23 protein-coding genes are annotated in these 24,090 nt (G+C 42.2%); 21 read left to right on the top strand and 2 right to left on the bottom strand.

The window, feature by feature from the left end; genetic code table 11:
- Nucleotides 1-77 precede the first annotated feature (77 nt).
- Both DW800_RS12555 and DW800_RS12550 read right to left on the bottom strand, forming a co-directional pair.
- On the bottom strand, nucleotides 78-2,207 hold the full coding sequence (locus DW800_RS12555; protein WP_044468508.1) for a VapE domain-containing protein: 2,130 nt from the start codon (nucleotides 2,205-2,207) through the stop codon (nucleotides 78-80).
- A 122-nt stretch (nucleotides 2,208-2,329) separates the two neighbouring features.
- The gene (locus DW800_RS12550) at nucleotides 2,330-2,653 is read right to left on the bottom strand and encodes a hypothetical protein (protein WP_005829213.1); all 324 of its coding nucleotides are present in this window, start codon (nucleotides 2,651-2,653) and stop codon (nucleotides 2,330-2,332) included.
- Between the two features lie 761 nt (nucleotides 2,654-3,414).
- Between DW800_RS12550 and DW800_RS12540 the strand changes: the two genes are divergently transcribed.
- From DW800_RS12540 to DW800_RS19815, 21 genes are all read left to right on the top strand, one after another.
- Nucleotides 3,415-3,948 carry a UpxY family transcription antiterminator gene (locus DW800_RS12540; protein WP_022400855.1) on the top strand — a complete coding sequence of 178 codons (534 nt, stop codon included), beginning with the start codon at nucleotides 3,415-3,417 and terminating at the stop codon, nucleotides 3,946-3,948.
- Between the two features lie 509 nt (nucleotides 3,949-4,457).
- Nucleotides 4,458-6,002, top strand: a complete 1,545-nt coding sequence (locus DW800_RS12535) for an oligosaccharide flippase family protein (RefSeq protein ID WP_057087641.1) — start codon at nucleotides 4,458-4,460, stop codon at nucleotides 6,000-6,002.
- 25 nt (nucleotides 6,003-6,027) lie between these two features.
- A complete protein-coding gene (locus DW800_RS12530) occupies nucleotides 6,028-7,365 on the top strand; it encodes a hypothetical protein (protein ID WP_119958121.1) in 1,338 nt (445 codons plus the stop codon).
- A gap of 91 nt (nucleotides 7,366-7,456) precedes the next feature.
- Nucleotides 7,457-9,214, top strand: a complete 1,758-nt coding sequence (locus DW800_RS12525) for a thiamine pyrophosphate-binding protein (protein ID WP_119958120.1) — start codon at nucleotides 7,457-7,459, stop codon at nucleotides 9,212-9,214.
- A 213-nt stretch (nucleotides 9,215-9,427) separates the two neighbouring features.
- Nucleotides 9,428-10,540 (top strand): polysaccharide pyruvyl transferase family protein, encoded by a 1,113-nt coding sequence (locus DW800_RS12520; RefSeq protein WP_034525766.1) that lies wholly within the window; start codon nucleotides 9,428-9,430, stop codon nucleotides 10,538-10,540.
- 36 nt (nucleotides 10,541-10,576) lie between these two features.
- Complete coding sequence (locus tag DW800_RS12515; RefSeq protein WP_005829197.1) at nucleotides 10,577-11,464, top strand: glycosyltransferase family 2 protein; 888 nt, start codon at nucleotides 10,577-10,579, stop codon at nucleotides 11,462-11,464.
- 86 nt (nucleotides 11,465-11,550) lie between these two features.
- A complete protein-coding gene (locus DW800_RS12510; protein WP_022400854.1) occupies nucleotides 11,551-12,165 on the top strand; it encodes a GDSL-type esterase/lipase family protein in 615 nt (204 codons plus the stop codon).
- Between the two features lie 54 nt (nucleotides 12,166-12,219).
- Nucleotides 12,220-12,972, top strand: a complete 753-nt coding sequence (locus DW800_RS12505) for a CatB-related O-acetyltransferase (RefSeq protein WP_117589526.1) — start codon at nucleotides 12,220-12,222, stop codon at nucleotides 12,970-12,972.
- 87 nt (nucleotides 12,973-13,059) lie between these two features.
- Entirely contained in the window at nucleotides 13,060-14,040 is a 981-nt protein-coding gene (locus tag DW800_RS12500; protein ID WP_057258535.1) for an EpsG family protein, read from the top strand.
- 21 nt (nucleotides 14,041-14,061) lie between these two features.
- Nucleotides 14,062-15,258 (top strand): glycosyltransferase, encoded by a 1,197-nt coding sequence (locus tag DW800_RS12495; protein ID WP_005829189.1) that lies wholly within the window; start codon nucleotides 14,062-14,064, stop codon nucleotides 15,256-15,258.
- A 3-nt stretch (nucleotides 15,259-15,261) separates the two neighbouring features.
- Nucleotides 15,262-16,278 carry a glycosyltransferase gene (locus DW800_RS12490; protein ID WP_034525763.1) on the top strand — a complete coding sequence of 339 codons (1,017 nt, stop codon included), beginning with the start codon at nucleotides 15,262-15,264 and terminating at the stop codon, nucleotides 16,276-16,278.
- A gap of 2 nt (nucleotides 16,279-16,280) precedes the next feature.
- On the top strand, nucleotides 16,281-17,354 hold the full coding sequence (locus DW800_RS12485) for a polysaccharide biosynthesis protein (protein WP_117748796.1): 1,074 nt from the start codon (nucleotides 16,281-16,283) through the stop codon (nucleotides 17,352-17,354).
- Nucleotides 17,355-17,454: 100 nt separating this feature from the next.
- Nucleotides 17,455-17,676 (top strand): hypothetical protein, encoded by a 222-nt coding sequence (locus DW800_RS12480; RefSeq protein ID WP_005829183.1) that lies wholly within the window; start codon nucleotides 17,455-17,457, stop codon nucleotides 17,674-17,676.
- Nucleotides 17,673-18,077 (top strand): putative toxin-antitoxin system toxin component, PIN family, encoded by a 405-nt coding sequence (locus DW800_RS12475; RefSeq protein WP_005829181.1) that lies wholly within the window; start codon nucleotides 17,673-17,675, stop codon nucleotides 18,075-18,077. Before DW800_RS12480 ends, DW800_RS12475 begins: the two co-directional genes overlap by 4 nt.
- 40 nt (nucleotides 18,078-18,117) lie before the next feature.
- Nucleotides 18,118-19,266 (top strand): capsular polysaccharide biosynthesis protein CapF, encoded by a 1,149-nt coding sequence (locus DW800_RS12470; protein WP_117748795.1) that lies wholly within the window; start codon nucleotides 18,118-18,120, stop codon nucleotides 19,264-19,266.
- A 25-nt stretch (nucleotides 19,267-19,291) separates the two neighbouring features.
- Nucleotides 19,292-20,473, top strand: a complete 1,182-nt coding sequence (wecB, locus tag DW800_RS12465) for a non-hydrolyzing UDP-N-acetylglucosamine 2-epimerase (RefSeq protein WP_008663530.1) — start codon at nucleotides 19,292-19,294, stop codon at nucleotides 20,471-20,473.
- 9 nt (nucleotides 20,474-20,482) lie between these two features.
- Nucleotides 20,483-21,715 (top strand): glycosyltransferase family 4 protein, encoded by a 1,233-nt coding sequence (locus DW800_RS12460; RefSeq protein WP_117748793.1) that lies wholly within the window; start codon nucleotides 20,483-20,485, stop codon nucleotides 21,713-21,715.
- A 73-nt stretch (nucleotides 21,716-21,788) separates the two neighbouring features.
- On the top strand, nucleotides 21,789-21,980 hold the full coding sequence (locus DW800_RS12455) for a hypothetical protein (protein WP_035457993.1): 192 nt from the start codon (nucleotides 21,789-21,791) through the stop codon (nucleotides 21,978-21,980).
- The gene (locus tag DW800_RS12450) at nucleotides 21,977-22,297 is read left to right on the top strand and encodes a hypothetical protein (protein ID WP_057258528.1); all 321 of its coding nucleotides are present in this window, start codon (nucleotides 21,977-21,979) and stop codon (nucleotides 22,295-22,297) included. The genes DW800_RS12455 and DW800_RS12450 overlap by 4 nt, the downstream gene beginning before the upstream one ends.
- A 9-nt stretch (nucleotides 22,298-22,306) precedes the next feature.
- A complete protein-coding gene (locus tag DW800_RS12445) occupies nucleotides 22,307-23,287 on the top strand; it encodes an NAD-dependent epimerase/dehydratase family protein (RefSeq protein WP_119958119.1) in 981 nt (326 codons plus the stop codon).
- Between the two features lie 51 nt (nucleotides 23,288-23,338).
- Nucleotides 23,339-24,090: MraY family glycosyltransferase (locus DW800_RS19815; RefSeq protein WP_207814333.1), on the top strand; the 752-nt coding region annotated here is incomplete at its 3' end.

Here is a 24,090-nt window from a genome sequence, read left to right as displayed (position 1 = left end):
TAAAGCCCCGTAACAATATATGTTGTCATGCACAACAATATATGTTACGGGGCTTCTCTCTTCTCCTCGAATACCGGTTACTGATATAGCTGGATGTCCACTACCTCATATTCGGTCGTCTCCTGCTCGTTGGTCCGTGTACCGAATCCGTACTTTTCCAGTGCCTGCACCAGTACCAGCTGGGTGTGCGGGTTCACCTGCACCTTCCCGAATATGCTGAGCTTGGTCAGTATGACGCTGGCAGGGAGCCACTTTGTCTGCAGGTCCTCGGGCAGCGGTTTGCGGAAGAAGACGAAGAGGTTCTCCTCCACGGGGTCTTTCATGCGGTGCCGTTCGTTGTGCTTGTTCAACTGTTCTATCTCCTCGCCCTCGTACCAGTATCTGAATCCGCCTTTCAGCAGGGCGAGCGCCTGGGCGTAGATACCGGGATGGTTCACCGGGGTGTGGTAGTCTATGCCGGTGATGGTGATGGGGAGGAAACGCCGGTTTCCGCCGATGTCCTGCAGGCACTGCCGGTTGTTGGTGCTCGCGATGAAGGAGCAGTGGCGGGGCAGGGTGAAGGCTTCGATGTCGTAGGCCTTGCGCTGCGTCACGTTGTCCTGCGCGATGATTCGCTTCAATGCTGCCAGCTCGCCGGGCTTCACGCCTTCGAACTCCTCCATGTTGATGATGATTCGCGTGGCGAGCAGGCGGGCATCGTCCTTGTTGCTCGGGTCTATTATGCCGTTGTAGAAGTACTCTTTCCACTCGGGCGGCAGCAGGCGCCGAATCCAGCTGCTCTTTCCCTTTCCCTGCTCGCTGTAGAGGATGATGACGAGCTGGTTCATGTCCTCGTCGCTCAGTGCGCAGGCCACCAGGCCCACTATCCACCGTTTGAAGCCCTTCTGCCATAGCTCCCGGTTCTCGGTCGTCAGGGTGTCGGCAAGTTGGGCGATGTAGTCCGTCCCGTCCCAGGGGGGAAGCGCGTACAGATAGTCGGTGTAGGGGTTGAACTCCTTGGCGTAGTTGGAGTCTATCACGGCTCTGAGGAAATTCTGGTAGCAGGAGATGCCGGCCATCTGCAGGTCTACGAACATGGTGTTGTAGTCCTTTCCGCGCATGGGGCGGTAACCTTTTCCGGCATCTGCCGACGGGGTGTAGGGCATGAATTCGAGGCGGTCCAGGATGAGGTTCCTGCGGATGCCGTAGTGCTCTTCCAGAAAGCTCATCACTTGGTTGATGACGGGCTTTTTCTCTTCCTTCTTTGTGGCGGCTTCGCTGGTCTTGTCGGTATAGATGTAGGCATTGTGCAGGGGGGATTCCACGTCGGGGTACTCTTGTCCGAACTCGTTTTTCGCCAGTCTGATGGCTGTCTGCTCGTCCAGGCCCTTGCTGTAGCATTTGTTGCCCAGGGCGAAGAGGAAGTTGTCGCGGTTGCCTGCCCGGAACCTGGTGGTGCGCTTCACGGCGGTCACGGCTTGGGAGAATATCAGCTTCTCCCAAGGCTTTGCGTCCTGCGGCGTGGCGGCAACGGAGGCGGGGAGGGGGTGTACCGTTTCGGCAGCCGTCCTCTTCTTGCCGCTTTCCTTCTTCGCAGGCGGGATGATGCGTGCCGGCAACGGGGAAATCTGTTCCAGCAGTGCGGCATTGATATAGGCATGCGGGTCGAAGGACATGAAGTATCCCCGCGAAATGTCCTTTCCGCTTCCGTCCACCTCTACTCCGAGAAGGGCCTCGTAGTGCTCTTTGGCGGCGCTGTACAGCTTCAGGTGTATCTCCTCGAGCGTGGCGTAGGTCACCTCGCCCTGCCGGAGACGGTCATACAGACGCCGGGTGTATTCCGTCTGCATGAAGACGAACAGCTTGTAGCCGTGCCTTTTGGGGGAGAGGAAACTGCCCAGGGTGTGCGGGTCTTCGTTGATGAGGGTCCGGGTCTGCTCCAACTGTCCTTCTTCCAGGTCGTCGATGTCGAGCGTGATGACGGGGTTGTAGCGGGTGATGCTCGGTGCGAGCCTTCTTTCCCGGTAGTTGGCCGTGAGGGTCCTGAAGGGAAGCTGCTTCTTGACGTGGTTGGCTTCCTCCACCTTTCCCTGTGCCACGAGGCTGGCGATTTTGATGATTAACTTGGCATGCTTGCCGTTTCTTATGTCAGCCATGTCCTGCGTGAAGGTTGTCTCCCCGCTGACGGCGCTGAAACCACGGTAGGTGGTAACTGGAATGTTTTCCATTCTACTTGTATTAAGTTTGCCTTATTGGCGGCGCAAAGATGCCGCTTATTTCCTTAGGAAGCAAAAACGGCCATCCGCAGTGGGACAGCCGTTTTTTTACAATTTGAATTCCTTGGTCCGTTTTACTCCTTGGGATATAGCTCATTGAAGAGCTTATATATCTCATCCTCAATGCAATCGGGGTTCAGCGTATTGCCGCTTCCGTCCGCGTCCATAAAGTTTACAAGTAGATGCAGCAGCTTGGCGAAGGGGCTTACGCCCTTCAGTCCGTGTTCCTTTTGGGGATTTATCAGCAGTGGTATGAAGGGTGTCAGGAAAGCCTTCCGCTCCTTGTATTCCACGGTTAACGACTTGTGTTCTACCATAGAAAGCAGGTCGATGGCCACTTGCACCTCTTTGCTCTCTTTGGTGTACAGCACTTGGTAATCTCTCCCTTTGATTTGCATCACGCTAATTGGCGTTTTTTTGTTCTCATAACTACAATTTGAAAATACAATTTTATATTAAGTTAACGAATCGGGTGCAAAATTAATAAAAAAGAGAAGTCTGTGCACTATGTATTACACGGATTGGCACGGATTTTTGTAGTTTCTGTGCGTATCACTTTTGTGTATGTCCGTGCGTATCATCCTTTTGTTTCCGTGAGTATCCGTCACTCAGAACGTAGCGAAGAATTCTTCTCTGTGCTCCTCTGTGCCAATCTGTGTAATCTGTGGTGCCCCTCTCCGTGAACAAGTGAAGCGTGTGTGTAGTCTGTATGTATAGGGTGAGGTACCGGAACCTATGGTTATATATGTAACACACTCTTTCTTTAAAAAAATAAGAAATGACGCGCGTGCGCGTGTATCTTACCTAATAGGCGTAATTCTTTGATATATAGTGTGATGATGTCTGCATTAAAAAAGATTATCATTTTATCAATCAGAATATTTTGTACTTTCATTTCTTGACGTTACCTTTGCGTTCATTAAACGGAACGTGTTATAAAACATTTCTTTCATCATAAACGTTTCGTTGATAACGGCTTATCGCAAGATAGCTTGAATATAACTATTTCGTCGCCTTCCTTCCGAGATGGTGGAGGGTTTTGAAATAAAATGAATGCATATAGCCTATTTAAAGTAACCGCATTACATTACTTGACCGGGAGGTACTTCGCTACTCCGGTGTCCCCCAATCATATTTTTTCGTGAACGAGAATGCAGAAATGCACTGGTATGCAGTGCGTGTCACCTATAGCCGAGAGCTTTTTTTCAAGGAATACCTGGATGCAGCGGGCATTGAAAACTATATACCCATGCGCTATGAGTATGTCGTGAGGAAAGAGCGCCGCCTGCGCAAGCTTGTTCCTGCGGTCCATAACCTGGTCTTCGTCCGCTCCACCCGCGAGCGTATGGACGAAATAAAGAACGAACCGGGCATGAACATCCCCATCCGCTATATCATGGACCGCGAAACCCGCCAGCCCATCGTCATCCCGGACTCACAGATGCGCAGCTTCATCGCCGTGTCTGGCACCTACGACCAGGCTGTGCTCTATCTTGAACCCACCGAGCTGAACCTCTCCCAAGGAACACGGGTACGCATCACCGGCGGCATCTTCGAAGGAGTGGAAGGGGTGTTTGTGCGTGTGCGTCATGACAGGAGAGTGGTGGTGAACATCGAGGGGGTGATGGCGGTGGCGACGACGTTTGTGCATGCGTCGCTGGTGGAGGAGATAGGAGATAAGTATTCAAATTAGGGTTCAAGTGTGACAGACAGCGTGAAGTCCTGAATTATTCTCACAAGTTCTGGAATGAGGCCTTCTTATATAAAGGACGGCTGTTATCCAATCTCGAACAATCCAGGCGGAGAGGCTAGTCCGTCCCTTTTATAACCCAACGAAAGAACTCCCTGCATTTCGAAAGCGATGAGGGAGTGGAGATTGCTGCCGTATATCATATATAATCAGCATGGTGAAGCTGCAAGGTAGGTCCGCATGGGATTATCTTGGCAAATTTTTTACCGGAATTTTTAACGGTTGCAGAGATTTTTTGAGTCTGACATCGCCAAATATAGACTCGGTTGTATGCCAATAGTTAAAAATCAATCAAATTTGATAACATTTTTTGTGGGGTACTCATTTTTGTGCCTTATAAAAAGGAAATGCTCTAAATTGGGTATTAACTGTACTTGCATAATTTGTTTAAAAGAAAACCGCCTCTGGGTGGTATTCTCTATGCGATAGTCAAAATTTGATGCTAACTACCGATGCCTACTGTTTCTGAAAATAACAAGCGTATAGCTAAGAATACTCTCTTCCTTTATTTCCGGCAATTACTAGTGATGGCGGTTAGCCTTTATACTGTAAGGGTAGTATTGGCAGAACTGGGTGCCGAGGATTATGGTATATACAATGTGGTAGGTGGTTTCGTAGCTATGTTTTCCATTATATCTGGAAGTATGACTTTGGCGGTCAACCGTTTTATTACGATTGAAATCGGAAAGGATAATGTCTTGCAGGCAACCCGGATATTCTCAACCTCCGTGATTATCCTTTTGCTTTTCTCAATTCTGGTTTGTATCGGCTTAGAAACTTTTGGCGTATGGTTCCTAAATGCTCAAATGGACATACCAGACGGGCGTACTATAGCAGCCAATTGGGCTTTGCAGCTTTCGCTTTTAGCCTTTGTTATCAACTTGATGAGTGTGCCCTACAACGCTGTAATTATCGCCCACGAGCGGATGTCGGTTTTTGCTTTGATTTCCATTTTGGAAGTTACTCTTAAACTTGCTGTGGTTTTCGTACTTAAGTGGATACTCTTTGACAAGCTGATTACTTATGCATGCCTCACCACGTTGGTGGCACTTATCATTCGTACGGTGTATGCCGTTTATTGTAAGCGCCATTTTGAGGAGTCCCGTTTTAAGTTCACTTTCGACAAGGGATTATTGTGCGATATGCTGGGATTCACAGGCTGGGCTTTTTGGGGAAATTCGGTTATCTTACTCAAAGACCAGGGAGTGAACGTGCTGCTCAACTTGTTTTGTGGTCCGGTAGTGAATGCGGCGCAGGGCATCGCAATGCAAATCAATGCTGCAGTGTACAGTTTTGTATCTAATTTTATGATAGCGATAAGGCCGCAAATCATCAAGAACCATGCTTCCGGAAACTTTCAGGCCATGCATATCCAGATTATAAAAAGCGGGAAATTCGGTTTTTTCATAATGCTGCTCATCCTGCTGCCGCTTTGCGGTAATATTGATTATGTGCTTGGACTATGGCTGGTGGATGTGCCAGCACATACGGCAAACTTTGTCGTGCTGGTGTTGTTGTATTCCTTGTTGGACGGTATTTTAACTCCGATTGCAATAGGAGTTTTCGCTCAGGGTGAAATCAAGGCATACGAGATAGCTTTATGTATCATTTATGCAGTTAATTTCATTGCTTCATACGTGTGTCTTAAACTGGGTATGGCTCCAGAGACGGTCTTTGTGCTCAATATTGCTTTTAAAGCATGCGTGTTGGCAGATTTGCTGGTGCATTCCAAGGCGAAGTATGCTTTTCCTGTTCATGCTTTCTTGAAGCAATGTCTGCTACCTTCAGCGGTGGTTTTCGTCTTATCAGGAGCTTTTACTTATTTCATGCCGTGGGAAACACCAAATAGCTTTTGGGAATTTCTTCTGCACACACTGGCGATAATAATCTGTACCTCGTTGATGGCACTTGCTATAGGCATGACGAAAGGAGAGCGGCTCTTCCTAAAAAAAAACTTGCGGGATAAGATTACAGTGAAATTATATCGTAAAATATAAATTCTCATCTAAACACACAATTAGTATGAAAAGAACCATTGAGTTGACCCGTATCGCGGTCGATGGAGACACTGTCAAGTATGAGATTCACGATAACACAGGACTTGGTCTGCTTCGGAAAGAAAAAGTGGAGGCTCAGATACAGTTCCATAATGCTGATGCTTTCGGTTTTGAGCCGGATAAATTGCCGGAGTCTGTACTAGCTTTACCCATTACGCTTTATCTGCTTCCAGTAACATTTTTCTACCATATAGAACTCATATTGTCATCCATAGACAATACTCTTTATCATAATATACCGACACTATATGCAGCTTATTCTCAGATGTATGGTCCTTTTAAGGAGGAATGGCGTGGAAAAATTGTTGCAAAAGAGATTGTTGCAAACCAGATGCCCGATGCAAGATATGACCGTATTGTATTCTTCTCCGGTGGTGTTGATGCCATCCATGCAGGAATAAACAACCCTGGTAAACGGAATGTTTTAGTCAGTGTGCCAAGCATAGAGGTACATTCCAGAAACGAAGGTGCCTTACGGAATGAAAAGTTTGTTATGATAAAAGAGTTCTCCCGTGTTATAGGAAGCGATTGGCTTTTGGTTGCCAATGATTTCAACCAAGTTATTTTCGATGATGAAATAGGAAGAAATGGTAAAATTACGAGGTACCTTAGGAACACTCTCCAGCTGAATACGGTAGCATTTAATCATTCAGGCTTTTGGGGAATGAGGTATATTCCCAATTTGTGCTCAGTGGCTCCTTTTGCATACGCTATGGGAATAAAAGAACTCATCATGGGGTCTTCTTTGATAGAAGATAAACTTGAACCAGCTTTGGATGGAACCAACCCATTGTTAACCAATGGGTTCAAGTTCGTAGGCATTTCTTTTGCGGAACAAGACGGGCTTTATACCCGGCGTTCCCAAAAAGTGAAAAATATAGTTTCTACTTTTAAGAACCAAGGTAAACATGTCAGGATTTGGGCATGTTTTGTAGACAACAGCGAACAGTGCGGTGAATGTGCCAAGTGCGTTAGGACGCAACTCAATATCCTTTGTACCGGAGAAAACCCGAAGGATTGGGGATTTGCTCGCTTTGATGAAAAAAAGTTCTCGCAACTGGTGCGTTCTTACTGTTGGTTTGAAAATAGTATTGATGATGTATGGGGTATTATTGACTCCATAGACGACTCCCGTACTTATCCTTATAGTAACGAACTGCTGCATTGGCTTAAGCGAGTAGGTTATAAACGGTATTTCAACCGTTCCCGATGGATGCGCAAACTGATGTTGAACATAATTTTTAAGTTCAGTAAATACCCGCATTATATTTGTGTTGCTTGGCACAAAATGATAGGAAGATGAAAACGGCAATAAACTCGTAGAGCTGATTCTTATACATCCAAATTACAATCAAGATATGAAAGCAGGTTAAGAAAAATATAAAATAAAAAATATGGCTAAGGAAAAATTTTATACATCAGAGAGGAATGTACAAATCGTGTTGTCGTTGTTGAAAGCCAATGGTATTAGAAAGATTATAGCTTCACCGGGTGCTACTAACTTCACATTTGTAGGTAGTGTGCAAAATGATCCATTCTTTGAGGTCTATTCTGCTGTGGACGAACGTTCGGCAGCATATATGGCTTGTGGCATGGCGGCTGAAAGTGGAGAAGCTGTAGCTTTGAGTTGTACGGGTGCGACCGCCTCGCGTAATTACTATCCGGGATTAACAGAGGCTTTTTACCGCAAATTGCCAGTGCTTGCCATCACTTCGCACCAAGGGACAGATAGGATAGGACAACTTATTCCTCAGAACATAGACAGGCGTATTCTTCCGAATGACATAGCACGGCTTTCGGTAGAACTGCCAGCGGTCAAAGATTGTAGGGACGAAGACTATGTCGTGATGGAAGTAAACAAAGCCATGCTTGAGTTGCGCAGGAATGGAGGAGGACCGGTTCATATAAATTTGATAACAACCTACAGTCGTGATTTTTCGGTGAAAGAATTGCCTCATGTGAAAGTCATACGCCGCTTCCAGGCCTGGGATGAACTGCCTGTGCTGCCTGAGGGAAGAATAGGTATTTATGTGGGTTCTCATACACATTTTTCTGAAAAACAAAATAGGGCTATTGATCGCTTTTGTGCCACTTATGACGCTATAGTGATTTGTGACCATACGAGCGGCTATTACGGTAAATACAAGTTACTTCCGACGCTGGTCCAGTTGCAATCCGATATCACTTCACCATTCCCTCCATTGGATTTGATGGTTCACATCGGGGAAATATCAGCAGCTTCTTTCAACGATACAATCCCAGCAAAGGAGGTTTGGCGAGTAAGCGAAGATGGGGAATTGCGTGATCCGTTTAAAAAACTGACAACGGTATTTCAAATGTCCGAAGAAATGTTTTTTCTGCATTATGGGAAAGATGGTTGCAATCGGCACGTTTTGATAGATGAATGCCGAGAACTGTTTGGTGAAATCTATGAGCAAATTCCTGAATTGCCTTTCTGCAATATTTGGACTGCCATGCAGCTATCTTCGAGACTTCCCAAAGGAGCGTTGTTCCACATGGGCGTTTCCAATACCCGGCGTTGTTGGAATATGTTCCAGTTGCCGGAAAGTGTTGAGTCTGCTTGTAATGTAGGTTGTTGTGGTATTGACGGTTGTGTCAGTACATTGGTCGGGGCTTCATTAGTCAATCCCGATAGGCTTTGCTATGTCGTAGTGGGTGATTTGACTTTCTTTTATGACCTGAATTCCTTGGGCAACCATCATATAGGGACGAATTTACGTGTTATGCTTGTCAATAACGGGAGGGGTACGGAATTTCGCTTGGGCATTCATCATTGCAATGTTTTTGGCGATGATGCCGACAAGTATATGGCTGCAGCTGGGCATTTTGGTAATAAATCTCCTCTGCTGGTTAAGCATTATGCTGAGGATTTAGGTTTCCACTATTTGTCTGCTACTACCAAAGAAGAATTTATGACTGCATTGTCTAATTTCACCAATCCACAGTTAAGTGATCATTCTATGATATTGGAAGTCTTTACTGACTCGAAAGATGAAAGCGAGGCTTTGTATCTGATGAGCCATATTCAAAGCGATGCCAAAGGCATGGTACGTAGTAAGCTGAAAGATGCGGTAAGGAATGTGGCAGGAGAAAAAGGCATTAATGCTATAAAAAAAATTTTGAAAAAATAAAAGATGGAAACGTATTGTTGGTAGGAATAGGTGAGGCTACAACTACGGCTGCAAAGCCATCGGGTGTGGGACGGTGAATATCTTGGAGCAGGTAGATTTCACGTTTCTTTTTTGCAACTTGTGAAATTTGAATATATCTATATGAATAATAACTGTTTAACAAGCGAAAAGGTAGAAAATATTCAACTACTGATTCGCATTATTTAAGAAATAGTGCATATCTTAATAATTTCTCTTCCTCTTCATACCAATATAGGAGGTATATTACAATCCTATGCCTTACAGACTGTTTTATCTCGCAATGGTCATGATGCAATAGTTCTGAACAGACCATTTTGCAGTAAGCCCAGTGTTGCGAAAGTTCTAGCCAAGGCTTGTTGTAGATTGCTTAAGAAAATGCTTGGTCGTGAGACTGTACCATTATTTTATGACTTCAAGCATTATAAAGAATATACTGTCATCAGTCAGCATACTGAGGCATTCATAGAGAAGAATATCCATTGTCGTTATTACAAACGCTATACAGATATACGGGAAGCGGATTGGGATGCTCTCGTGGTGGGTAGTGACCAAATCTGGCGGCGCAACTTCAATCAAAAGATTGAGAATGTATTTTTCGATTTTGCTTGGGACTGGAAAAATGTGAGACGGATTGCCTATGCTCCTTCTTTCGGACTGGATACTTGGGGATATTCAGATGTTGAAACGAAAAATTGTGCAGGGTTGGTGAAGAAGTTCAATCTTGTTACAGTACGTGAGGAGTCTGCAGTGGGGCTTTGCGAGAAGCATTTAGGCGTAAAGCCTATGCATGTCTTGGATCCAACGATGCTTCTCGATCGAAAGGATTATGAAGCACTGACATCAGAAGTTAAAGAAAAGTCTGATGGTGATATGTTGGTCTACTTGCTCGATCCGATGGAATCAAACCTTGTTACGGTAAAGGAGGTGTCTGCAGTGCTTCATCATAAACCTTTCTATGTATTCTCAAAGGTCAATGACACAAGTCTGCCACTCAGTGAACGTATACAGATTCCGGTAGAGAAGTGGCTAAAGGGGTTTCAGGATGCTAAGTTCGTGATTACAGACAGTTTCCATGGCTGCATATTCTCTATTATCTTCAATGTGCCTTTTGTGGTGTTGAGAAATGAACAAGGTGGATTGGCGCGTATTTATTCTCTTTTGAGCATGTTCTGTTTAAAAGACCGTTTAGTAGACTCAGTTGATGATCTGAAGCAGTTGAAGATTATTGATTGGAATAAGGTCAATGCCATCCGAGAAAAAAAGAAGTATTTTGCATTGGGATTAATTGATAAAATACTAAGATAAACCAACAGCTTCCTTTACAATAATAAATATGTCTTTATGCTCTCAATAATTATTCCCCTTTATAATAAGCAAGCTGTAATAGCGCGCACCATTGAGTCGATACTCAGCCAATCCTATATCAATTGGGAACTGATTATCGTGGATGATGGATCTACCGATGGCAGTGATGAAGTGGTGAGACTGTATCTTGGTGATCAGCGTATACGGTATATACGTAAGCCTAATGGTGGGGTGTCATCAGCCAGAAACCGGGGTATCAAGGAGGCTAAAGGGGAGTGGATATGCTATATTGATGCGGATGATTATTTTCTGCCGGAGGGATTGAAGACAATGGTTGAATTGGCAGAGAAATATAATGTAAAGGTGGCTGCAGGACGTTTTTTGATAGAAATTAAAAAAAAGAGATTTCCGGGAGTGAATGGTAAAAGAGAAGGCGTATTGGAAGATAATTTTAAAGAGTGGTTTTTTAATAGGGTGATACCTCGTGCAGGAGCTGCTGTCTTTCATGCCGAATTATTGAAGAATCATTTGTTTGATGAGACATTGAGTCGATATGAAGATGCAAAATCTCTTTTTGAAATTTTACGTGAAAACAGAATGGCTTATACTCCTATTGATGTGATGACTTATTCTCTTGATAATCTCGGTCTAAGTGGTAAGGTGGCTGATTTTTCAAAGGATTTTATATTTAGTATGAACTTTGATGGAAAGTCTTATTGGGAAAAAATGCTTTTGGGGGATATGCTCAACCAGGGATTAAAGCTATATCCCGAATATAAACAATTCTTATTGAATAAATATGGCAACGATTTAATGTGGAGTAATAAGGCTAAACGATGCAATTTTATGAATAGGATAATATTTATTCCGAGAAAACTAATAATGAAGTTAAAGTTTTATTTGTCAGGTCCTTTAGCGGGGTAAGCTATTGATAATGAGCTTATTATTGGTGAATTTTGTTGTTTTGTATAAATCTGATTTCTTGCCTAAAGTAGGTAAAAGGCTAAACCTTGATTGAAGTTAGTCCGACTGACGCACCCGATTACTGGGCTATACGTGGTTGGACAAATACATTGCAAAAAATGAGTTATGATGCGGATATTTGCTTTTTGGGTAATTCAATTACGTATGCGAGTAATTTTCAAACTTATTTCACGGATAAGAAGATTGTAGAACTAGGCTATCCTGGTGATACCATGATTGGCATGATGCGACGTATGGATATGCTGCGTGCTGTTTGTCCTGAAAAAGTGTTTTTGATGGCAGGTATCAATGACTTGGCAAATCAAAGTATGGATATGGATGAGTTTGCTGAGCGGTATAATGTTTTAGTGGATTCTATAACTAACGCTTGTCCTCATGCAGAAGTCTATTTGGAATCTATACTTCCAGTCAATCGTAGTCATAGAATGTATAGAAACTGTGACAGAATTATTCAAGCTAATCAAATTATTACTCGTATAGCAGGTGAAAAAGGAATGATATATATTGACCTATTTTCTCTATATTGTATAGATGGACAGCTGCCTGATGAACTAACTAATGATGGCATTCATCTTTTACCAAAAGCTTATGATAGATGGGCTGAAGCTATTCGTGAGTATGTAACAAGTTCTCTCAAATAAAAGTATATAAGACCACTAATACTCTTTGTGCTATTGATATATGGTTGTTTTGATATGGTGAATAAGAAAAACAATAGGAGTTCATTTTTTTGTGTATTTAAATACTTGATATTTATATTACAACATTTTCTAAGATGGATTTTTATTAATAGTTTATCTAGAGGATTTTATTATAGTATTAAATATTCTAGTACGGTTACAATAGGTTATGGAGCTAAGGTTACCCGTATATCTAAGTTTGAAGGATGTAATAGAGTTTGTGCGCACAGTACATTTAATGGCACATTAGGTTATGGATCTTATATAGGATTCAATTCAAGAATAAGTGGAGAAATTGGACGTTTTACTTCTATTGCAGATGATTGTATGGTTGTTCGTGGACGTCATCCTTACGAGTATCCTTATGTAGCCACAAGTCCTATGTTTTTCTCTATGATGAAGCAAACTGGATATACTTTTGCTGATAGGCAAATTTATAATGAATTTAAATTTGTAAGAGAATGTGTTCCAGTGGTTATTGGTTCTGATTGTTGGATAGGAGCAGGAGCAAAAATCATTGAAGGAGTTACGATAGGTATAGGGGGCATGGTACTTGCTGGCGCTTTAGTTACTCATGATGTACCCCCTTATGCAATAGTGGGAGGGGTTCCCGCTAAAGTCCTCCGGTTTCGATATAATGAAGACGCTATACAAATGCTTCTGAAATCTAAATGGTGGGAGAAAGATGAAAAGTGGTTCAAGATAAATTGGCGTTTACTAAATGACCTAGATGCTTTTGAAAAGTATTTTGCTAATGAAAGTAAATGAGATGGGGAATTCACTAACTAAAACAAGATGCTGATATATATATTACTGATTATATTGTCTACCATAATATTTATTTCACACATATATGTGAAAGATGAAAAGGTCAATTTTGTGACAGCATTTGTGTGGGTATTGTTGATGACACTCTTTGTTGGTTCACAAGATGGTATAGGAACAGATCACAGTAATTATATTGCTCAAATAGAGAGCCCTTGGGTTGTTCCATCAGAACCTTTTACGATTTTAGTTTTTGCAATAATTCGTTCATTTGGAATATCTTCATATGCCTTTTTTTATATATATGCTTTCTTGACTTATTTTTATTTAGCAAAAGCAGTGCTATTATCTGATCGAAATATTAGGTTTATTGTTGTAATCATGATATTACAATCATTGTTGTTTTTTCAATCATTCAATTTGGTTCGTCAGATATTAGCTTGTGCCATTTTCTTGTATGGCTTAATGTTAATTTCTTGTGGGAAGAAACATTACATAGTTTTTGTTTTGGCTTTTCTAGTGCATTATTCTGCATTGTTCGGGATATTGATGATTGTATTAGCTAAAATGATAAAGGTGAATATTGTAGTGTTGATGATATATATAGGATCCGTTTGTATCTTACTATGGGGAGGATTTATGAGTGGCTTTATATCAATATTTGAGCCTATAATTGGAAAAACGTATTATGGCTATTATTTGGAATCAGCACTTATAAATGAAAATCAAACAGCTCATTTTGGTGTAGTATATCAAGTGATATTTGTATTATCTCTTATTGTTTATGCGAAGAGAAATTATTATGTATCGAATAATTTAGAATTGATTTTGAATGTTTTTTTTCTTGGTCAGATAATGTATAATGTGCTTTCTGCTAATATAACTTTACAAAGAATTACATATTATCCCTATGTCTCTATGGTTTTTGTAATTCCTTTATTGGCTAAGTCTTTACATTCTTATTGGACGACTAGAAATGCTTTATTATTATACTTGATTTATTTTGTTTTCATCTTGGCTTCTTTATCTTCCAAAGGAAGCCCGTATGTACCATATAAAAGTATTTTATAAATATTTGCAAAATATAAAGTGATGAAAGTTCTTTATTTAGGTTGCTTTTGTGAACCTACAATTTCTACATTTATAAAAGAATGTACAAAAGGGGTTATTACAGTAAGCGCAACTACATTTCAGAAAGCTCTTTTAGCGGGATGTAACGAGTGTGGTATAAGACCTGATTATATAGTGAATGTACCTGATATTGGTAGTTTCCCATTTCGTTGTAACAATTTGTTTTTTTCAAAATCTAAGTTTGAATATGCTTCAATAAAAGGGGTAAATGCATCTTTTTTTAATGTCACATATTTAAAAAAATGCAGTATATATCATACCATTATGAGAGAAGCCAAATTGTGGCTTAATAAAAATAGGGAGGAAAAAGTAACAATTTTAGTTTATTCTTTGATTTATCCTTATTTGAAAGCTGCTATTGATTTGAAAAAAATGTACCCAAATGTTCAAATTTGTTGTATCGTATTGGATTTGCCTGAATATTTTGGAGATAGCACTTCTTTATTGTACCGTTTTTTAGGTAATTTGGAAACTAAACGAATATATTCATTAGTACCCTCTGTTGATTCCTTTGTTCTTCTTACCAAGTATATGAGAGAAAAACTTAATGTTGGTTTACGTCCCAGCTTACTCTTAGAAGGAATATATAATCCAGTATGTATAGTTCCTCAGAAAAAGCGGAAAAAAACTATTTTATATACAGGCAAGCTAGACATTCGTTTCGGGATTAGAGATTTAATCAAAGCTTTTAACGATATTGATGATTCAGAATTTGTTTTGTGGATATGTGGATTTGGACTTGATAGAATCTTTGTTGAAGAAGCTGCAAAAAAAGATAAGAGAATAATATATTGGGGAGTTGTAGAACAGAAGCATGTTTTTGAAATGCAACAACAAGCTACATTGTTAGTTAACCCTCGTAAAGGGCATGAAGAATATACCAAATATTCATTTCCATCAAAAACAATGGAGTATATGGCTTCGGGTACTCCAACTATAATGTATAAACTTCCAGGATTACCTATAGAATATGAAGAATACCTTGTTCTATTACCAGATAATTCACAAGAAACATTGACTGCTATTTTAAAACAATGGGGAAGTAAAACACAAGCAGAACTATATGAGTTTGGAGAGAAGGCGAAACGGTTTATATTAGAGAATAAAAATTCTGAGATTCAGGCCAGTCGACTAATGAATTTTATAAAACATAGCTAAGGTGTGAAAAGAATTTTATTTTATTCGAGTGTGAATTCACTTGAGTTATTTAAGACTCAGAAATTCTATCAGATAGATATATCAATATTGAAAGATTTAGGATATGACGTTTTACTATCTAATCGAATATTCGATAGCCTTTTATTTTGGAAATATGATATTCTGTTTTCTTATTTCTATCGATATTCATTTTTTGCTGCATTGTTAGCAAAATGTTTTGGTAAAAAAACATATTTTACAGGAGGTATTGACTCTTTGGATTCGGATTATGCATCTGCTTTTAATTATAAAATACAAGCATTGTTTTTTAAACTTTGTTATTGGGTGGCTGATTCTTGTATAATTGTGTCGCAATCAGATTTGAAAAACATCTTTAAGGTATCATCATTAAAGAAAAAATTGAGTTATAGCGAGCATGTTATTAACACAAAACTTTTTATTGCTGATGTTCCAAAAGAAAAGATATTTACTTCTATAGTTTGGATGGGAGATGAAGGTAATGTGGTAAGAAAGGGGGTGGATAAGGCTTTACAAATTTTTGCTGAATTGAAAAAAATACCGGAGTTTGTTGATTATCGATTTGTAATTATAGGCAGAAAAGGAGAAGGAGAAGTCTTGGTTCGGTCAATAATAGATAAATATAATTTGAAAGGCTCAGTTGAATTGAAAGGAGAAGTGTCTGAAGAGGATAAAATTAATCTTTTGAAACAATCTAAATATTATTTTCAACTTTCATTGTATGAGGGATTTGGTTTAGCTGCATTGGAGGCATTATGTGCTAATAATATCATAATTCATTCAGGAAAGGGTGGTTTGGCTAATCCTATTTATAAAGAACAGTTGTTGTTTGACATAGATAATGATTTCGATAGTGAATTGCTTAAATTGGTTAATAAATTAGCTTGTTTTACTCCAATAACTTCATATGATAATCTTCTAGAATATTATGATATTCAAAGGCGAAAAGATGATTTTGAAGCTATAATAGTTAATGGGAAAAGCAATTATAAATTAAAATAGTTATGTCTATATTCAAAGACAAAGTTTTATTAATCACTGGCGGTACCGGTTCCTTCGGTAACGCCGTATTGCGTCGTTTCCTCGATTCAGATATCAAGGAAATTCGCATCTTTAGTCGTGACGAGAAAAAGCAGGATGACATGCGTCATCACCTGCAAAATCCCAAAGTAAAATTCTACATTGGTAATGTCCGTGACCGCCAGTCTGTGGACGGTGCCATGATGGGAGTGGATTATGTGTTTTCTGCCGCCGCTTTGAAGCAGGTTCCCAGCTGCGAGTTCTTCCCGTTGCAGGCTGTGCAGACCAATGTGATCGGTACGGACAATGTGCTGGAATCAGCCATAGCGCATGGGGTGAAAAACGTAGTAGTGCTTTCTACCGACAAAGCGGCTTACCCCATCAATGCCATGGGTATCAGCAAAGCCATGATGGAGAAGGTTGCCATAGCCAAGGGCCGTGCGTTGGGTGAGGGAGCCGGTACAACCATCTGCTGTACCCGTTACGGCAATGTGATGGCAAGCCGCGGTTCTGTAATTCCCTTGTGGGTGGAGCAGATAAAGAACGGCAGGCCCATTACGGTAACGGACCCCAACATGACCCGCTTCATGATGACGCTGGACGATGCCGTGGATCTGGTAATCTATGCGTTTGAGCACGGGCATAACGGTGACCTGTTCGTGCAGAAGGCTCCTGCCGCCACCTTGGATGTACTGGCGCAGGCCTTGAAGGAAACATACGCGCAGGTTGATCCGAAATACGGTGAGACGGAGGTGAAGACCATCGGCACGCGCCACGGCGAGAAACTGTATGAGACACTGGTAACCCGCGAAGAGATGGCAAAGGCTGTCGACATGGGCGACTACTACCGCATCCCCTGCGACACCCGTGACCTGAACTATGACAAGTTCTTCACGGAAGGCAATGAGGATATTGCCCGTATAGAGGACTATCACAGCCATAACACCGCCCGCCTGGATGTGGAGGGCATGAAAAAGCTTCTTTTGAAACTCCGTTTCATCCGCGAAGACCTCGGGATGGAGGAAAAGGCGAAGAGCGCGGAAATCAAGAGTGAATAAGTCTTTAATTTGAATAATACAACAGGAAAGAAAGAGGGAATGTATTGTTCCTTTAGAAAAAAAAACTATCTTTGCCATATTGAAACTAATAATTGAGAATATGGCAGCAACAGTATTAAATTCAGTTCAACAACATCTTTTGAAGATGTTTGCTTTTGATGGTTCGGAGGAGCGATTGAATGAAGTTAAAGAAGTGTTGACCAAATATTTTTCTCAGAAGTTAGATGACCGCTTGAATGACTTATGGGATTCGGGAGTTTTAAACCAAGAAAAACTTGATGAACTGAGAAAAATTGATGTCCGTACACTTCCGAAGAGATGAATAGAATTGTATTAGATACAAATAGCTTGATACAGTGCATTTCTCCCAAAAGCAGGTACCGTAAGATTTGGGATTGCTTTTTGGATGGAACGAATCAGTTATGCGTTTCTGATGAAATTCTTAATGAATATGAGGAAATATTAGAACGTTTGGCAGGTGTGGAAATAGCTAAGCTGGTGATTGATGTCATTCTCAATAATCCTTATACTTTGTTCTTTACTCCTTATTATAACTTCAATCTGATAAAATCAGATCCGGATGATAATAAGTTTGTGGACTGTGCAATTGTGGCTAATGCCAAGTTTATTGTTACGGAAGATCATCATTTTCATATATTGAAGCAATATAATTTCCCAAAAGTAAGTTTTATAGGTTTGGATGATTTCTGTCATTCACTATGAATATCTTCTCTTTTCTGTGACAAACAGAACCCATTAGTTTATGAAAATCTTAGTAACCGGCTCCCGAGGGTTTGTCGGCCGGAACCTTGTATCCCAGCTGCACAACATCCGTGACGGGAAAGCCCGTAATTACGGTATTGCGAGTGAGGAACTTGCCATTTACGAATATGACATGGACAGTGACCCTGCCGAACTGGATGTCTATTGCAAACAGGCTGACTTTGTCTTCAATCTGGCAGGCGTGAACCGTCCCCAGGATGCGTCTGAGTTTATGAAAGGGAACTTCGGCTTCGCCTCCACGCTGCTTGATACATTGAAGAAGTACGGCAATACCTGTCCGGTAATGATTTCCTCTTCCACGCAGGCCGCACTCGACAACCCTTACGGTGAATCGAAGCGGGCAGGGGAGCAGCTGTTGTTCGAGTACTCCAGGGAAATGGGTGCAAAGGTACTGGTGTACCGCTTCCCGAATGTTTTCGGCAAATGGTGCCGCCCCAACTATAACAGCGCGGTGGCCACTTTCTGCAACAACATCGCCCATGACTTGCCCATCCGGGTGAACGACCCTTCGGTGGTGATGCATCTGGTTTACATAGACGATGTGGTGGACGAGCTTATCTCTGCCCTGAGCGGCATGGAACACCGCAACGGGGATTATTGCGAAGTGCCCGTGGTGCATACCATTACCTTGGGCGGCATTGTGGAACTGATAAGGTCTTTCAGGCAAATGCCCGGTACCTTGTCCGTTCCGGATTTGAGCGATGCCTTTACAAAGAAACTCTATTCCACATACCTCTCATACCTGCCTGAAGAACGGTTCAGCTATCCCCTGAAGATGAATGTGGACGACCGCGGCAGTTTTACGGAGATTATCCGTACTTCCGACCGCGGGCAGTTCTCGGTGAACATCTCCAAGCCGGGCGTTACGAAAGGCCAGCACTGGCACCATACCAAGAACGAGAAGTTTGTGGTGGTGAGCGGACACGGTCTGATACAGCTCCGCAAGATAGGTACGGAGGAGGTTGTCAGCTTCGAGGTAAGCGGCGGGAGGATGGAGGTCGTGGAGATGATTCCCAGCTATACGCACAACATTGTCAACCTTTCGGAAACGGAAGACCTGGTGACCTTCATGTGGTGCAACGAGTGTTTCGACCCGGCACGTCCGGACACTTATTCTGAAAAAGTCTGAAACGAGTTAAAGAATATAGGAACAGATGGAACTAAAATTGGATTATTCGCAAGTCAGGTTTCAGGAGAACGGCAGACTGAAACTTCTGATTATAGTGGGCACCCGTCCGGAAATCATCCGCCTGGCGGCTGTCATCAACAAATGCCGCAGTTATTTTGACTGTCTTCTGGCCCACACCGGCCAGAATTACGACTATAACCTGAACGGTGTCTTCTTCCGTGACCTGAAGCTGAAAGACCCCGATGTGTATATGGATGCCGTCGGCGATGACCTCGGTGCCACGATGGGGAATATTATCAACGCCGGCTACAAGCTGATGGTGCAGGTGAAACCTGATGCCGTACTGGTGTTGGGAGACACGAACTCCTGCCTGAGCGTGATAGGCGCGAAACGTCTGCATATCCCCATCTTCCATATGGAGGCAGGCAACCGCTGCTTTGACGAGTGCCTGCCTGAGGAGACCAACCGCCGTATTGTGGACGTCATTTCCGATGTGAACCTCTGCTATTCGGAGCATGCCCGCAGATACCTGAACGCTTCGGGCGTGGCGAAAGAACGTACATACGTAACCGGTTCGCCCATGGCGGAAGTCCTGCATGAGAATTTGTCCGAAATAGAGTCTAGCGATATTCATCAGAGGTTGCATCTCCAGAAAGGTAAATACATCCTGCTCTCCGCGCACCGGGAAGAGAACATTGACACGGAGAAGAACTTCCTGTCCCTTTTCAGCGCGGTTAACGCTATGGCCGAGAAATATGACATGCCCATACTTTACAGTTGTCATCCCCGTAGCAGGAAACGTCTGGAATCAAGTGGCTTTGCACTTGACAGACGTGTGATTCAGCATGAACCTCTCGGTTTCCACGACTACAACTGCCTGCAGATGAACGCCTATGCAGTTGTGAGTGACAGCGGTACCCTGCCTGAGGAGAGCAGTTTCTTCACTTCTGTGGGGCATCCTTTCCCGGCTGTATGCATCCGTACCAGTACGGAGCGTCCCGAGGCTCTTGACAAGGGTATCTTTGTCCTTGCCGGTATTGATGGGAAATCCTTGCTTCAGGCTGTAGATACTGCCGTGGAGATGAATAGGAATGGGGATCATGGTCTGCCGGTGCCCAATTATACGGATGAGAATGTATCGGCCAAGGTCGTGAAGATAATTCAGAGCTATACGGGGGTGGTGAACAAGATGGTTTGGAGAAAATAATGGTGAGACATGCCTAAGAAAATCTTGATACATAGCCTGATTTTCAGTCCGGATGGAGTTTCGACAGCCTATCTTTATAATGATATTGCTCTGAAATTCCAAGAAAACGGTTATGAAGTATTGGTATTGACAACTACGCCTCATTACAATGTTGTGGAATCACAACTGGCAGCACAACCTCTGAAATGGAAGGTTTGGGGGATTTGTAAAGAAAGCTGTTTTCATGGAATCAGAGTTCTTCATGTACCCCAGAAGAAATTCAGAAATACATTTCTGCGTGTCCTGGGATTTGTCTATTGGCATATTATCTCTTTCCTGATTGGTTTGTCCCAGAGAAATATAGATGTCATACTGTCACCTTCCCCTCCTTTGACTATCGGTGTAATCAACATTTGGCTGGCGAAAATCAAGGGATGTAAAACCATATATAATGTGCAGGAAATATATCCTGACATCTTGAAACGAAAGGACGGGCTTGTTATAGAACAGCTACGTAGGATGGAACGGTATGTTTATAATAACTCAACGGCCGTAACGACAATAGACCAGGTTTTTTATAATGTAATAGCCGGAAGGTTTAAGGATAAGTCCAAGCTTTGTATAATACCTAATTTTGTAGATACAGAATTGTATAATTCTCAAGGTGGAAATGTAGAATGTCTGAATCCCCATTTTTTCCCTGCCACAGATTCTTTGAAATTGCTTTATGCCGGGAATATTGGTTATGCCCAGGATTGGGAGCCTTTAGTCTGTCTGGCAGAAAAGACGAAAGGGGTTTCCATTGAATACTTTATCATCGGTGAGGGAGTCATGAAACCCGTTCTTGAGGAGAAAGTACGTGAGTTGGAGCTGGATAATGTGCATATTTTGCCCTATCAGCCCAGAAGTTTGATGCCGTCCATTCTTGCCTATTCAGACATCCAGTTTATTTTCATGAACCCTGAAATGGAGATGCAGGGATTCCCTTCCAAGGTTTATACAATCATGGCATGTGGTAGGCCTTTATTGGTCTGCTCGGGAAAGGATACGCCTATCATCAATTTCCTGCAGGAACATGGCTGTGCAAAATTGATTACAGAGAAGAGTTTGGAAAAGAAGGTGGGAGAAATGGTGGATTGGCTGAATTCCGTCTCAAGAAGCGAACTAGCTTTACTGGGTCGAAATGGTGTAGAGGTGATTAAGCGATTATATTCAAAGGATGTGGTAACTCAAAAATATGTAGACTTAGTTGAAGCTTTATGAACATACGATATTTATCAGTCAATGATTAGGATAACTTGATATTTCCGGGTATCTTTGTGGAAAGATTGGATGTATGAGGAAGATTAAGCCATATAAGGAACAAGAACCGATGGTGCCGAATGTTGGTGAACCGGTAGTTGTATATACGGGTAATGAGAATAATCCGAATATCGTTACGGAAGGACGTGATGACATTAGGCATGCTATTTCTGGTGAAGAATTATTGGATAGACTTTGCCCTCGTATAAAGGCTTTGTTTGGATGAGAGTCGTATTCGCTCCCGAAGTAGAGGAGGATTTGTATGGGCTTATAAAAATACTTGTTGAGAAGGAGTATTTGGGTACTTATCCTTTTGCTATTTCTTATGTGGAAGAACTGATAGCTGATATTCAACAGAACATTCATTCTAAATTAAAAAAGAAAGCGCCCGCTTTTTTTGAACGTTATGGTAAGGATATGTATTACATCACTTACCAACGTAATTCTAATACGACGTGGTATGTTTTTTTCTCTCTCATTGGAGATACTTATTTTATTAAATACATAACTAATAACCACGTTTCCGGTCAGTATATTTTTTAGCATATTTCAATGAACATACTTATCACTGGAATCCACGGCTTTGTGGGGTCTAATCTCGTTGTTGCCCTAAAGGAACGTCATAGCCTTTACGGGCTGGATATTGTTGCTCCTGAAAAGGAGGGGGTGGTAAAGACTTTCTCCTGGAAGGATATTGAACCAGCTTCTTTTCCGATGCGGAATCTTCCTGAATTCGATGCCATTATTCATCTGGCTGGTAAAGCCCATGATACGAAAAACCGGTCCGCAGCCCAATCCTATTTTGATATTAATACGGGATTGACCCAAAAGATATTTGATTTCTTTCTGGAATCGTCTGCGAAGAAGTTCGTATTCTTCAGTTCGGTAAAAGCTGCTGCCGACAGTGTGGTGGGTGATATGCTGACTGAAGATGTGGTGCCTGCCCCGGTAGGGCCGTATGGGGAAAGCAAGATAGCTGCGGAGAATTACATCCTTGGCCGGTTGAAGGCCGAGGATGGCAGATTGAAAGCTAATCTATATGATGGCAAAGATGTCTATATCCTGCGTCCTTGCATGATTCATGGTCCCGGCAACAAAGGCAATCTGAATCTTCTTTATAATGTGGTGAGGAAAGGTGTTCCCTGGCCTTTGGGGGCTTTTGAGAACAGAAGGTCTTTTACTTCGATAGACAATCTCTGCTATGTGGTGGAAGGGCTGTTGACCAAGGAGGTGGCGAGTGGTATCTACCACATGGGAGATGACGAGGCCTTGTCCACAAATGAGCTGATAGCTTTGATGTGTCGGGCTTTGGACCGTAAACCGCATATCTGGAAGATAAACAGAGGACTGATGGAGTTCTGTGCCCGGCTTGGGACTCTGCTCCATTTGCCTTTGAATACAGAGCGTCTGCGCAAGTTGACAGAGAATTATGTGGTGAGTAATGCGAAGATAAAGGCTGCCCTGGGAATTGACAGAATGCCGGTGAGGGCAGAGGAGGGGATAGTGAGAACGATAAAATCGTTCTCAAATTAAAAGTTAAGAATTAAAAATTGATAATTAAAAATTAAAGAGGAAAATACTGTTATGTATTATCTGCTAATACTGGTTCTGCTGTTTTTAGCAGAACTTTTTTATTTTAGAGTGGCTGATAGGTGCAATATCATCGACAAGCCCAATGAGCGGAGTTCTCATACGAAAGTGACTTTACGCGGTGGTGGGATTATTTTCTATTTCGGAGCGTTGGCCTATTTCCTGACGAGTGGCTTTGAATATCCCTGGTTCCTGCTTGCCTTGACACTGGTGACGTTCATCAGCTTCGTGGACGATATAAAATCCACCGGACAGATGACAAGGCTGCTTTTTCATTTCTCTGCTATGGCTATGATGTTTTATCAGTGGGGACTTTTCTCCTTGTCCTGGTGGTGGATAGTCATAGCCTTGATAGTCTGTACGGGCATCATCAATGCCTACAACTTTATGGATGGCATTAACGGCATAACCGGTGGTTATTCTCTGGTTATTCTTGCTGCGTTGGCCTATATCAATAAGGAGGTGGTTACTTTTGTGGAAGCGGATTTCATCTATACCGTTATCTGTTCCGTTCTAGTCTTCTGTTTCTTCAATTTCCGCAAGCGTGCTAAATGCTTTGCCGGTGATGTGGGGTCGGTGAGCATTGCCTTTATCCTTCTTTTCCTGATAGGCAGGCTCATCATTGAAACGGAAGATTTCAGTTGGATAGTCCTTTTATCCGTTTATGGTGTGGATAGTGTACTGACTATCATTCACCGCCTGATGCTTCATGAGAATATCGGGCTGCCGCATCGCAAACATCTGTA

It is taken from the genome of Bacteroides sp. AM32-11AC (genome assembly GCF_003603515.1).
Taxonomy (GTDB): Bacteria; Bacteroidota; Bacteroidia; order Bacteroidales; family Bacteroidaceae; genus Bacteroides; species Bacteroides uniformis.
The sequence above is the reverse complement of the archived record's forward strand: the minus strand, read 5'-3'. Positions and strand labels throughout refer to the sequence as shown.